This window comes from Citrobacter sp. HN-141 (genome assembly GCF_033341895.1).
In the GTDB taxonomy this organism is placed as follows: Bacteria; Pseudomonadota; Gammaproteobacteria; order Enterobacterales; family Enterobacteriaceae; genus Citrobacter.
This window is the reverse complement of the sequence record NZ_JAWPBF010000001.1, coordinates 444978-457805: the sequence shown is the minus strand read 5'-3', so window position 1 is coordinate 457805 and position 12828 is coordinate 444978. Positions and strand designations below refer to the sequence as shown.

14 protein-coding genes are annotated in these 12828 nt (G+C 54.9%); 12 read left to right on the top strand and 2 right to left on the bottom strand.

The window, feature by feature from the left end; all coding sequences use genetic code 11:
* The first annotated feature begins 8 nt into the window (after positions 1–8).
* Genes eutH through eutR form a run of 7 tightly spaced genes read left to right on the top strand, consistent with a single transcriptional unit; the run spans position 9 to position 7243 of the window.
* Complete coding sequence (gene eutH / locus RYZ59_RS02190; RefSeq protein WP_003835043.1) at positions 9–1241, top strand: ethanolamine utilization protein EutH; 1233 nt, start codon at positions 9–11, stop codon at positions 1239–1241.
* Entirely contained in the window at positions 1238–2641 is a 1404-nt protein-coding gene (gene eutA, locus RYZ59_RS02185) for an ethanolamine ammonia-lyase reactivating factor EutA (RefSeq protein WP_318044597.1), read from the top strand. The genes eutH and eutA overlap by 4 nt, the downstream gene beginning before the upstream one ends.
* Positions 2642–2652: 11 nt before the next feature.
* Positions 2653–4014: an ethanolamine ammonia-lyase subunit alpha gene (gene eutB, locus RYZ59_RS02180; protein WP_202038109.1), complete on the top strand. Its 1362-nt coding sequence runs from the start codon at positions 2653–2655 to the stop codon at positions 4012–4014.
* A gap of 20 nt (positions 4015–4034) precedes the next feature.
* Entirely contained in the window at positions 4035–4931 is an 897-nt protein-coding gene (gene eutC / locus RYZ59_RS02175) for an ethanolamine ammonia-lyase subunit EutC (RefSeq protein ID WP_202038110.1), read from the top strand.
* Positions 4932–4940: 9 nt separating this feature from the next.
* The gene (gene eutL / locus RYZ59_RS02170; RefSeq protein WP_198903394.1) at positions 4941–5600 is read left to right on the top strand and encodes an ethanolamine utilization microcompartment protein EutL; all 660 of its coding nucleotides are present in this window, start codon (positions 4941–4943) and stop codon (positions 5598–5600) included.
* An 11-nt stretch (positions 5601–5611) separates the two neighbouring features.
* Positions 5612–6142, top strand: a complete 531-nt coding sequence (gene eutK, locus RYZ59_RS02165) for an ethanolamine utilization microcompartment protein EutK (protein ID WP_137384737.1) — start codon at positions 5612–5614, stop codon at positions 6140–6142.
* Between the two features lie 48 nt (positions 6143–6190).
* A complete protein-coding gene (gene eutR / locus RYZ59_RS02160; RefSeq protein ID WP_137384736.1) occupies positions 6191–7243 on the top strand; it encodes an HTH-type transcriptional regulator EutR in 1053 nt (350 codons plus the stop codon).
* 84 nt (positions 7244–7327) lie between these two features.
* Here eutR and hemF read toward each other — a convergent pair whose 3' ends face one another.
* Entirely contained in the window at positions 7328–8227 is a 900-nt protein-coding gene (gene hemF, locus RYZ59_RS02155; protein WP_318044593.1) for an oxygen-dependent coproporphyrinogen oxidase, read from the bottom strand.
* Between the two features lie 2 nt (positions 8228–8229).
* Positions 8230–9099 (bottom strand): N-acetylmuramoyl-L-alanine amidase AmiA, encoded by an 870-nt coding sequence (gene amiA / locus RYZ59_RS02150; RefSeq protein ID WP_318044591.1) that lies wholly within the window; start codon positions 9097–9099, stop codon positions 8230–8232.
* A gap of 211 nt (positions 9100–9310) precedes the next feature.
* On the opposite strand from amiA, the gene RYZ59_RS02145 reads away from it, so the two are divergent.
* From RYZ59_RS02145 to ucpA, 5 genes are all read left to right on the top strand, one after another.
* Positions 9311–9736: a GNAT family acetyltransferase gene (locus tag RYZ59_RS02145; protein ID WP_048210972.1), complete on the top strand. Its 426-nt coding sequence runs from the start codon at positions 9311–9313 to the stop codon at positions 9734–9736.
* Positions 9723–10172, top strand: a complete 450-nt coding sequence (locus tag RYZ59_RS02140; RefSeq protein WP_137384733.1) for a DUF2919 domain-containing protein — start codon at positions 9723–9725, stop codon at positions 10170–10172. Before RYZ59_RS02145 ends, RYZ59_RS02140 begins: the two co-directional genes overlap by 14 nt.
* A gap of 59 nt (positions 10173–10231) precedes the next feature.
* Positions 10232–10807, top strand: a complete 576-nt coding sequence (locus RYZ59_RS02135) for an RpoE-regulated lipoprotein (protein WP_318044587.1) — start codon at positions 10232–10234, stop codon at positions 10805–10807.
* 93 nt (positions 10808–10900) lie between these two features.
* Positions 10901–11800 (top strand): porphyrinogen peroxidase, encoded by a 900-nt coding sequence (yfeX, locus tag RYZ59_RS02130; protein WP_123267685.1) that lies wholly within the window; start codon positions 10901–10903, stop codon positions 11798–11800.
* Positions 11801–12005: 205 nt separating this feature from the next.
* Positions 12006–12797, top strand: coding sequence for an SDR family oxidoreductase UcpA (gene ucpA, locus RYZ59_RS02125; protein WP_318044583.1), 792 nt, complete (start codon positions 12006–12008; stop codon positions 12795–12797).
* The last annotated feature ends 31 nt before the right edge of the window (positions 12798–12828 follow it).

Sequence of the window (12828 nt, the reverse complement as noted above, 5' to 3'; positions counted from 1 at the left end):
TAGGGGCTATGGGAATTAACGAAATCATCATGTACATCATGATGTTCTTTATGCTGATTGCCGCCGTGGACAGGATCCTGTCGCAGTTCGGCGGTTCGGCACGCTTCCTCGGCAAGTTCGGTAAGAGCATTGAGGGATCGGGCGGTCAGTTTGAAGAAGGTTTTATGGCGATGGGCGCGCTGGGTCTGGCGATGGTTGGTATGACCGCGCTGGCGCCAGTACTGGCGCATGTGCTCGGGCCGGTGATTATTCCGCTGTACGAAATGTTGGGCGCGAACCCGTCGATGTTTGCCGGAACGCTGCTGGCGTGCGATATGGGCGGCTTCTTCCTGGCGAAAGAACTGGCGGGCGGCGACGTTGCGGCGTGGCTGTACTCTGGCCTGATCCTTGGGGCGATGATGGGGCCGACGTTGGTGTTCTCCATTCCGGTTGCGCTGGGGATTATTGAACCGTCTGACCGTCGTTATCTGGCGCTGGGCGTGCTGGCCGGTATCGTCACCATTCCGATTGGTTGTATTGCGGGCGGTTTGATTGCGATGTACTCCGGCGTCGAAATCAACGGGCAGCCGGTGGAGTTCACCTTCGCGCTGATCCTGATGAATATGATCCCGGTGCTGATCGTGGCCGTGCTGGTGGCGCTGGGATTGAAATTCATCCCGGAAAAAATGATCAACGGCTTCCAGATCTTCGCGAAATTCCTCGTGGCGCTGATCACTATCGGCCTGGCAGCTGCGGTGGTCAAATTCCTGCTCGGCTGGGAGCTGATCCCGGGGCTTGATCCCATCTTCATGGCACCGGGCGACAAGCCGGGTGAAGTGATGCGCGCTATCGAAGTTATCGGTTCTATTTCCTGCGTACTGCTCGGTGCGTACCCAATGGTGCTGCTGCTGACCCGCTGGTTTGAAAAACCGCTGATGAGCGTCGGTAACCTGTTAAAAATCAATAATATTGCGGCTGCAGGCATGGTCGCGACGCTGGCGAACAACATCCCAATGTTCGGCATGATGAAGAATATGGATACCCGCGGCAAAGTGATCAACTGCGCCTTTGCGGTCTCCGCGGCTTTCGCGCTGGGTGACCACTTAGGTTTCGCCGCAGCGAACATGAACGCCATGATCTTCCCGATGATTGTCGGCAAGCTGATTGGCGGCGTGACGGCGATTGGTGTGGCTATGCTGTTGGTACCGAAAGATGAAGATGTGCCAGCAGAAGTAGAAACCAACCCGGAGGCGCAATCGTGAACACTCGCCAGCTACTGAGCGTCGGTATCGATATCGGCACCACCACCACTCAGGTGATCTTCTCCCGCCTTGAGCTGGTTAACCGTGCGGCAGTGTCGCAGGTGCCGCGCTACGAATTCATCAAACGCGAAATTAGCTGGCAAAGCCCGGTGTTCTTTACCCCCGTTGATAAGCAGGGCGGGTTGAAAGAGGCCGAACTTAAGGCGCTAATCCTCGCCCAGTATCAGGCGGCGGGTATTGCGCCTGAGACTGTCGATTCCGGCGCGATCATCATCACCGGAGAAAGTGCCAAAACCCGCAATGCGCGTCCGGCGGTGATGGCGCTCTCTCAATCTCTGGGGGACTTCGTGGTTGCCAGCGCCGGTCCGCATCTGGAATCGGTGATTGCCGGTCACGGCGCGGGGGCACAAACCCTGTCCGAGCAGAAGTTGTGCTGCGTACTGAATATCGACATCGGTGGCGGTACGTCGAACTACGTTCTGTTCGATGCCGGAAAGGTCAGCGGTTCGGCTTGCCTCAACGTCGGCGGACGACTGCTGGAAACAGACGGCCAGGGGCGAGTAGTGCATGCGCATCAGCCGGGGCAGATGATTGTTGATGACGTATTTGGTCCGGGCACCGACGCCCGAACTCTCAATGCGGCGCAGCTTGTTCAGGTAGCCCGACGGATGGCGGCGCTGATTGTGGAGGTGATCGACGGCACGTTATCACCGCTGGCACAGGCGCTGATGCAAACCGGTCTGCTGCCTGCGGGCGCGAAACCGGAAGTGATTACGTTGTCCGGCGGGGTGGGCGAGTGCTACCGCAACCAACCTGCCGATCCGTTCTGTTTTTCCGACATCGGGCCACTGCTCGCCACGGCGCTGCATGAGCATCCGCGTCTGCGTGAGATGAACGTGCAGTTCCCGGCGCAGACCGTGCGCGCCACGGTGATTGGCGCCGGTGCGCATACGCTGTCGCTTTCGGGCAGCACCATCTGGCTGGAAGGCGTTCAGCTTCCGCTGCGCAATCTGCCGGTGGCGATTCCGGTGGACGAATCCGATTTGGTTGCTGCCTGGCTGCAGGCGTTGATGCAGCTCGATCTGGACCCGCAAACAAACGCCTACGTGCTGGCGCTGCCCGGTTCGTTACCGGTGCGTTACGCCGCGCTGTTAACGGTTATTGACGCGCTGCTGGCCTTCGTCGCGCGTTATCCGAATCCGCATCCCCTGCTGGTGGTAGCCGAGCAGGATTTTGGTAAAGCCCTGGGCATGCTGTTACGCCCACAGTTACAGCAACACCCGCTGGCAGTCATCGATGAGGTGGTTGTCCGGGCGGGGGACTATATCGACATTGGTACGCCTCTTTTTGGCGGATCGGTTGTGCCGGTGACGGTGAAATCACTCGCATTTCCTTCCTGAGGGAACGACTTATGAAACTAAAGACCACATTGTTCGGCAATGTTTATCAGTTTAAGGATGTAAAAGAGGTGCTGGCAAAAGCCAACGAACTGCGTTCGGGGGATGTGCTGGCAGGTGTAGCCGCAACAAGCTCGCAGGAGCGCGTGGCGGCCAAGCAGGTGTTGTCGGAAATGACGGTGGCGGATGTTCGCAACAACCCGGTGATTTCCTATGAGGAAGACTGCGTAACGCGTCTGATTCAGGATGACGTCAATGAAACGGCCTATAACCGCATCAAAAACTGGAGCATCAGCGAGCTGCGCGAGTACGTGCTGAGCGATGAAACCTCTGTCGATGACATTGCGTTTACACGTAAAGGGTTAACGTCGGAAGTGGTCGCTGCGGTAGCAAAAATCTGCTCAAACGCGGACCTGATCTACGGCGGTAAGAAAATGCCGGTGATCAAAAAGGCCAATACCACCATCGGTCTGCCGGGCACCTTCAGCTGCCGTTTGCAGCCGAACGACACCCGTGATGACGTGCAGAGTATTGCCGCACAAATCTACGAAGGGTTGTCCTTCGGGGCGGGTGATGCGGTGATTGGCGTTAACCCGGTAACGGATGACGTGGAAAACTTAAGCCGCGTACTGGATACCGTGTACGGCGTCATCGACAAATTCAACATCCCGACCCAGGGCTGCGTACTGGCACACGTGACTACCCAGATCGAAGCGATTCGTCGCGGTGCGCCGGGCGGGCTGATTTTCCAGAGTATCTGTGGCAGCGAAAAAGGCTTAAAAGAGTTTGGCGTTGAGCTGGCCATGCTGGATGAAGCGCGCGCAGTGGGCGCTGAGTTCAACCGTATCGCCGGGGAAAACTGCCTGTACTTCGAAACCGGGCAAGGGTCTGCGCTTTCTGCTGGCGCTAACTTTGGTGCCGATCAGGTGACGATGGAAGCACGTAACTACGGGCTGGCGCGCCACTACGATCCGTTCCTGGTGAACACCGTAGTGGGCTTTATCGGGCCGGAGTATCTCTACAACGACCGTCAGATTATTCGTGCCGGTCTGGAAGATCACTTTATGGGCAAGCTGAGCGGCATCTCAATGGGCTGTGACTGCTGCTACACCAACCATGCTGATGCTGACCAGAACCTCAACGAAAACCTGATGATTCTGCTCGCCACCGCTGGCTGCAACTACATCATGGGCATGCCGCTCGGTGACGACATCATGCTCAACTACCAGACCACCGCATTCCACGATACCGCGACCGTGCGTCAGCTGCTGAACCTGCGTCCGTCGCCGGAGTTTGAACGCTGGCTGGAAACCATGGGCATTATGGCAAACGGTCGCCTGACCAAACGGGCGGGCGATCCGTCACTGTTCTTCTGATGACGCGGGGATGACACACGATGGATCAAAAACAGATTGAAGAAATTGTACGCAGCGTAATGGCGTCAATGGGTGAGTCTCAACCGCAGGCTCAGGCACCGTCACCGGAAGCGAAATGCAGCACCACGCAATGTGCTGCGCCGACAGGTGAAAGCTGTGCGATGGACTTAGGTTCTGCTGAAGCCAAAGCGTGGATTGGCGTTGAAAATCCACACCGTGCGGACGTGTTGACTGAACTGCGTCGCAGTACTGCAGCACGCGTATGTACCGGCCGTGCCGGTCCTCGCCCGCGTACTCAGGCGTTGCTGCGCTTCCTTGCCGACCACTCGCGTTCGAAAGATACGGTCTTAAAAGAGGTGCCGGAAGAATGGGTAAAAGCGCAAGGGTTGCTGGAAGTGCGCTCGGAAATCAGTGACAAAAACCTGTATCTGACGCGTCCGGACATGGGGCGTCGTCTGAGTGCGGAAGCCATTGAAGCGTTGAAATCGCAGTGTGTGGCTAACCCGGATGTGCAGGTGATTATCTCTGATGGCCTGTCTACCGATGCGATCACCGCCAACTACGAAGAGATCCTGCCGCCGCTGCTGTCGGGTTTAAAACAAGCTGGGCTGAAGGTCGGTACGCCGTTCTTTGTTCGCTATGGGCGCGTGAAAATCGAAGATCAGATCGGCGAACTGCTGGGTGCAAAAGCGGTGATTCTGCTGGTAGGTGAACGTCCGGGCCTCGGTCAGTCGGAAAGTCTTTCTTGCTACGCCGTCTATTCGCCGCGTGTGGCAACCACCGTTGAGGCTGACCGTACCTGTATCTCGAACATTCACCAGGGCGGTACGCCTCCGGTAGAAGCGGCTGCGGTAATCGTCGATTTGGCCAAGCGCATGCTGGAGCAAAAAGCATCCGGCATCAATATGACCCGTTAAGGAGGCATCATGCCAGCATTAGATTTGATAAGACCCTCAGTCACCGCGATGCGCGTGATTGCCTCGGTAAATGACGGTTTTGCTCGCGAGCTTAAATTGCCGCCACATATACGTAGCCTCGGGCTCATCACAGCAGATTCTGATGATGTGGCGTATATTGCCGCAGACGAAGCGACAAAACAGGCGATGGTGGAAGTGGTTTATGGCCGCTCATTGTATGCCGGTGCGGCGCACGGACCTTCTCCCACCGCAGGTGAAGTGCTGATTATGCTCGGCGGGCCGAACCCGGCTGAAGTTCGCGCAGGCCTGGACGCTATGGTTGCCAATATTGAAAGCGGTGCGGCGTTCCAGTGGGCAAATGACGCAGAAAATACCGCCTTCCTGGCGCATGTCGTATCGCGTACGGGTTCGTATCTTTCTGCGACAGCGGGATGTCGACTTGGCGATCCGATGGCGTATCTGGTGGCACCGCCGCTGGAAGCGACATTCGGTATTGATGCTGCACTGAAATCTGCCGATGTACAGCTGGTGACCTACGTTCCGCCACCGTCAGAAACCAACTACTCAGCGGCGTTTTTGACCGGTAGTCAGGCCGCCTGTAAAGCCGCGTGTAACGCCTTTGCCGATGCCGTTCTGGATATTGCCCGTAATCCGGTACAACGTGCGTAAGAGAGGTTGTGATGATCAATGCACTGGGATTACTGGAAGTGGATGGCATGGTTGCGGCTGTAGATGCTGCTGACGCTATGCTGAAAGCTGCGAACGTGCGACTGCTTAGCCACGAAGTGCTCGATCCTGGCAGGCTGACGCTGGTGGTGGAAGGCGATCTGGCGGCGTGCCGTGCTGCGCTGGATGCTGGCAGTGCTGCTGCTGCGCGTACAGGCCGTGTTATCAGCCGTAAGGAGATAGGGCGGCCGGATGATGACACCCAGTGGCTGATCGGCGGTTTTAAACGTGCGCCGAAGAAACCCGCACCGAAGCCAGAAATGAAACCAGAAGCCAAAGCGGAAAAGACGCAGGAAGCGCCTGTGACATCTGAATCTTCTGATGAGCTCCTGGCGTTGTTGGCATCAACCCGTCAAGGAATGACGGCAGGGGAAGTGGCCGCGCATTTTGGCTGGTCACTTGATAAAGCCAGAAATGCGCTGGAACAGCTCTTTTCTGACGGAGCGTTGCGTAAACGCAGTAGTCGCTATCGCTTAAAAAATTAACCTGTCGGAGGGCCGGGGGCTTCATTGAAGCTTCCGGCTTAAAAGATCATGAAAAAGACCCGTACTGCAAACCTGCACCATCTTTATCATGAAGCATTACCCGAAGACGTTAAACTTACGCCGAAGGTGGAGGTGGACAACGTTCACCAACGGCGAACAACAGATGTGTATGAGCATGCCCTGACGATTACCGCCTGGCAGCAGATTTACGATCAACTGCATCCGGGAAAATTTCATGGCGAGTTCACGGAAATCCTGCTTGATGATATTCAGGTGTTCCGTGAATACACCGGTCTTGCGCTGCGCCAGTCATGCCTGGTCTGGCCGAACTCGTTCTGGTTTGGTATTCCGGCTACCCGCGGCGAGCAGGGATTTATTGGTACGCAATGCCTTGGCAGTGCTGAAATTGCGACCCGCCCAGGCGGAACGGAGTTTGAGCTGAGCACACCGGATGATTACACCATTCTTGGGGTCGTTATCTCTGAAGACACCATTGCGCGTCAGGCTAACTTCCTGCATAACCCGGAAAGGGTGTTGCATATGTTGCGCAACCAGTCGGCGTTAGAAGTAAAAGAACAGCATAAAGCCGCGTTATGGGGCTTTGTGCAACAGGCGCTGGCGACGTTTAGTGAAAATCCTGAGAACCTTCATCAGCCGGCGGTGCGCAAAGTGTTGGGTGATAACCTGCTGCTGGCGATGGGCACTATGCTGGAAGACGCTCAGCCGATGATAACCGCTGAAAGCATCAGCCATCAGAGCTATCGCCGCCTGCTGTCGCGTGCGCGCGAATATGTGCTGGAAAATATGTCAGAGCCGCTGACCGTGCTCGACTTGTGCAACCAGCTACATGTGAGTCGTCGCACGCTGCAAAACGCGTTTCACGCGATCCTCGGTATCGGACCGAATGCCTGGTTAAAACGTATTCGTCTGAATGCCGTGCGCCGGGAGCTTATTAGCCCGTGGTCGCAAAGTGCGACGGTGAAAGACGCTGCGATGCAGTGGGGATTCTGGCATTTAGGGCAGTTTGCTACCGATTACCAGCAGCTGTTTGCAGAAAAACCTTCGTTGACGCTGCATCAGCGTATGCGTCAGTGGGCGTGATGAAAGAATTGTGCCGGATGCGACGCTTTACGTCTTATCCGGCCTACGGGTTGTAGGCCTGATTAGCGTAGCGCCATCAGGCAATTACACCCAGTCGCGGACCTGAATAAATTCGCTAAGGGCGGCTTCCGGGCTGTTCGCTTCCGGCTGCCAGTCATACTCCCAGCGCACCAGCGGCGGCATCGACATCAAAATCGATTCGGTGCGCCCGCCGGTCTGCAGACCGAACAACGTGCCTCTGTCCCACACCAGATTAAATTCCACATAGCGTCCGCGACGATAAAGCTGGAAATTGCGCTCGCGCTCGCCCCAGCTCATCGCTTTGCGGCGTTCGACGATCGGCAGATACGCCTCGGTGTAACCTTGCCCGACCGCCTGCATAAAGGCGAAGCAGTGGTCGAAATCTGGCGTATTCAAGTCATCGAAAAACAGCCCACCGATGCCGCGCTGCTCGTTACGGTGCTTCAAAAAGAAGTAGTCGTCGCACCATTTTTTGTAACGCGGGTACACGTTATCACCAAACGGTTGGCAGAGTTCAAGCGCGGTGCGATGCCAGTGAACGGCATCTTCTTCAAAACCATAATAGGGCGTTAAATCAAAGCCACCGCCAAACCACCATACTGGATCGGCACCCGGTTTTTCCGCGATAAAAAAACGCACGTTGGCATGGCTGGTAGGGATGTACGGATTGAGCGGATGCACGACCAGCGAGACACCCATCGCCTCAAAGCTGCGCCCGGCAAGCTCTGGCCGGTGTGCAGTCGCTGAGGCCGGCATTGCGTCACCGTGTACGTGGGAGAAATTCACTCCCGCTTGTTCAAAGATACCGCCGTTACGTAGCACCCGGCTACGACCGCCGCCGCCCGCTTCACGCTGCCAGTTATCTTCAACAAACTCTGCGCCATCGACGGCAGATAACTGCTGGCAAATATTGTCCTGCAGACTCAGCAGGAACTGTTTAACGCGCTGTGCATCGGGCTTCATGATTAACGTTTCTTCGAATGTGCTTTCTGATTATCAAACCAGTGGAAATAGCTGATGATGCCATTGGCGATAGCGGTGGCGATTTTCTGGCGAAATGCCGTTGTGCCCAGCAGCCGTTCTTCTTCCGGGTTGGTGATGAATGACGTTTCAACCAGTACCGACGGAATTGACGGTGATTTTAGCACCACGAAAGCGGCTTGTTCCGTGCTGCGACTGTGCAGGCGGTGTACCGGCTTGATTTTCTTAAGAATGTGCGAACCGAGCGTCAGGCTGTTTTTAATGGTGTCGGTTTGTACCAAATCGAACAGTACCTGCTGCAATAAATGGTCTTTATCGGTGGCCTTTTTACCCGCGACTTCATCGGCACGGTTTTCACGATCGGACAGATACTTCGCCATGGCGCTACTGGCGCCGCGATTGGACAGGGCGAAGACCGATGCCCCCGCCGCGCTGGGGTTGGTAAAACCGTCGGCGTGAATCGACATAAACAGATCGGCACCGTGCTTGTGGGCTATCTCAACGCGATCGTACAGTGGAATGAAGGTATCGCCGGAGCGGGTCAGGCGGGCATCAATTCCTTCATTGCGCAAAATCGCGCGTACGTTTTTGGCAATCGCCAGCACCACGTGTTTTTCTTTCGAGCCGTTGCGACCAATGGCGCCGGTATCGATACCACCGTGTCCTGGGTCAAGAACAACAACACGCTTAGCCCCTGCTTTTTTGGCTTTCGGTTTGCTGTGACCATTACTGGTCTTTAGCGTTTCTTCCTTTGCGATGGCTTGCGACATGCCGGACAGCGTCAGGGCTGCCAGCCCGGCTTTCAGCACCTGGCGGCGCGATGTGAGAGTTTTTAGTGGTTTAAAAGTGCTCATACGGCCTGAGTTGTAAAAAAAGGTTCCAGACGTTATATCGTATCGCGTAGTCCGTTGCGACGGTTCGGGATAAGAATTGTTTTACTTTTCATTTCAATACGTGACAATTCCGTATTATGCCATTTTTTCCGTCGCTTCGCGTCAGATATTGGCTAAATCAGTGGTTCGCGCCATAATCGCTTTTTAACGTCCTGAAAAGGAAACTAATACCATGGAAATACGCGTATTTCGCCAGGAAGATTTCGAAGAGGTGATCACCCTCTGGGAGCGCTGTGATCTGCTGCGTCCATGGAATGACCCGGAAATGGACATTGAACGCAAAGTCAATCATGACGTCAGCTTGTTTCTGGTCGCAGAAGTGAACGGCGAAGTTGTCGGTACAGTGATGGGGGGCTATGACGGTCATCGTGGTTCCGCCTATTACCTTGGCGTGCATCCTGAGTTCAGGGGGCGTGGTATTGCTAATGCGCTGCTGAACCGACTGGAGAAAAAGCTCATTGCCCGCGGTTGTCCAAAGATTCAAATCATGGTGCGTGACGATAATGACGTTGTACTGGGTATGTATGAGCGTCTGGGCTATGAACATACCGATGTACTCCATCTGGGTAAACGCTTGATTGAAGATGAAGAGTACTGAGTTCCATCCCGCTGACTATGACGGTCATGGGCGTCTGCGCCTGCCATTTCTGTTCTGGTGCGTTCTGCTGCTCCAGGCGCGTACCTGGGTGTTGTTTGTGATTGCGGGTTCTTCCCGCGATCAAGGCAATACGTTGCTGAATTTGTTTTATCCCGATCATGACGCGTTCTGGCTGGGGTTACTTCCCGGCGTTCCGGCCGTGCTGGCGTTTTTACTCAGCGGGCGGCGTTTCGCGTTCCCCGTGTTGTGGCACAGGCTGCGCGGATTACTGATTCTTGCTCAACTGGCGCTGCTGTGCTGGCAGCCGATGCTGTGGTTGGGAGGCGATCCTGTCAACGGCGTTGGTCTGGCGCTGCTGGTGGCGGATATTGTCGCGCTGGTCTGGCTGTTAACCAATCAACGTTTGCGTGCCTGTTTTTCCCCCGAGAAAGAATAACGGCACTTTTTTGTGAAACCGGACTCAAAGCAGCGTTGATAAATATGGAAGGAAGTGAAATGAAATCACTGCGTTTGACGTTATGCGCGATACCGCTGGTGCTGACCGGGTGTTCAACCCTCTCATCGGTGAACTGGTCCGCCGCTAATCCGTGGAACTGGTTTGGTTCTTCGACCGAGGTCACAGAGCAAGGCGTGGGAAAACTCACGGGTGCGACGACATTGGATGAAAAGGTCATTGCTGATGCGCTGGATGGCGATTATCGCCTGCGTAGTGGGATGAAAACCAATAACGGCAATGTCGTGCGCTTTTTTGAGGCGATGAAAGGTGACAAGCTGGCAATGGTGATCAATGGCGACCAGGGAACCATCAGTCGCATTGATGTATTGGACAGCAATATCGCATCAGCCGCGGGTGTCGAAATCGGTACACCGTTTAGCGACCTTTACACTAAAGCTTTTGGTCATTGCCAGAAAGCAACCGGCGATGATAGTGCGGGCGTCGAGTGTAAAGCTGAGGGAAGTCAACATATTAGCTATATTTTTTCCGGTGACTGGAGCGGCCCTGAAGGCATAATGCCGTCTGACGACACGCTACAAGAGTGGAAAGTAAGAAAAATTATCTGGCGGCGTTAATTTGCGTCTGAACAAATCGGCTTGTTAAAAAAACAGGTAGAATAGCGCCCATCAATGCCACGATGTCGTGGCAGCTTTTTTTCAGGAGGAACAATGTCTCAGGTTCAGAGTGGCATTTTGCCAGAACATTGCCGTGCGGCGATTTGGATTGAAGCCAATGTTAAAGGCGACGTTGAGGCCCTGCGTGCGGCCAGCAAAACCTTCGCCGATAAGCTGGCGACCTTTGAAGCTAAGTTCCCGGATGCGCATCTGGGCGCGGTTGTCGCTTTTGGCAACACCACCTGGCGTGCATTGAGCGGCGGCGTTGGTGCTGAAGAGTTAAAAGACTTTATCCCTTACGGTAAAGGTCTGGCACCAGCAACCCAATATGACGTGTTGATCCATATTCTCTCTTTGCGTCATGACGTGAATTTCTCCGTTGCGCAGGCGGCAATGGAAGCATTTGGCGACTGTATTGAAGTCAAAGAAGAAATCCACGGTTTCCGTTGGGTCGAAGAGCGCGATCTCAGCGGCTTTGTTGACGGTACGGAAAACCCGGCTGGCGAAGAAACGCGCCGTGAAGTTGCCGTTATCAAAGATGGTGTGGATGCCGGTGGCAGCTATGTGTTTGTGCAACGTTGGGAACATAACCTGAAGCAGCTTAATCGCATGAGCATTCACGACCAGGAAATGATGATTGGCCGTACCAAGGAAGCCAACGAAGAGATCGACGGTGATGACCGTCCGGTCACCTCTCACCTGAGCCGTGTTGACCTCAAAGAAGACGGTAAAGGGCTGAAAATTGTGCGCCAGAGCCTGCCATACGGCACCGCCAGCGGCACGCATGGTCTCTATTTCTGCGCCTACTGCGCCCGTCTGCACAACATTGAACAACAGTTGCTGAGCATGTTTGGTGACACCGACGGTAAGCGTGATGCGATGCTGCGCTTTACCAAACCGGTAACCGGCGGCTATTACTTTGCACCGTCGCTGGATCGACTGATGGCGCTGTAATCCCGGTATTGCCTGGTGGCGCTAACGCTTACCGGGCCTACCGCGTTCTTATCTGTCATCAAATTGAAAATCCCCGCTCCGACGGGGATTTTTTTTACCTGAAATTAACCTGATTTAGTGAGCTATTCCTCAGCATGAATTTGTTAATGCTGTATCTTCTGCGTGAATGAAGCGAAGGCTTCATATTCAAAAGGAGAATATTGAAATGGGAAAACTCACGGGCAAAACAGCATTGATTACGGGCGCATCTCAGGGTATTGGCGAGGGGATAGCCAGAACGTTTGCCCGCCATGGCGCGAACTTAATCCTGCTGGATATCTCCGATGAGATTGAAAAGCTGGCGGATGAACTGGCTGGGCGCGGGCATCGCTGCACAGCGGTTCACGCAGACGTCAGAGATTTTGCGTCGGTCACGGAAGCGGTAAAACGCGCGAAGCAGATTGAAGGCAAAATCGATATTCTGGTCAACAATGCCGGCGTATGCCGCCTCGGCAACTTCCTTGATATGAGCGATGAAGATCGCGACTTCCACATTGATATCAACATTAAAGGCGTCTGGAACGTGACGAAAGCCGTTCTGCCGGAGATGATTGCGCGCAAAGACGGGCGCATCGTGATGATGTCATCAGTGACCGGCGATATGGTTGCCGACCCGGGCGAAACGGCGTATGCGCTGTCGAAAGCCGCGATCATCGGTTTGACCAAATCCCTGGCGGTAGAATATGCGCAGTCCGGTATTCGCGTGAATGCCATTTGCCCAGGCTACGTACGTACGCCGATGGCGGAAAGCATTGCGCGTCAGTCTAACCCGGAAGATCCTGAATCCGTATTAGTCGAAATGGCGAAAGCGATCCCGATGCGTCGTCTGGCCTGCCCGCTTGAGGTCGGTGAACTGGCGGCGTTCCTGGCATCGGATGAGTCCAGTTATTTAACTGGCACGCAAAACGTGATTGATGGCGGCAGCACACTGCCTGAAAGCGTCAGCGTCGGCATCTGATTGATGCCTGTCTCCTCCCTGGTGAACCTGG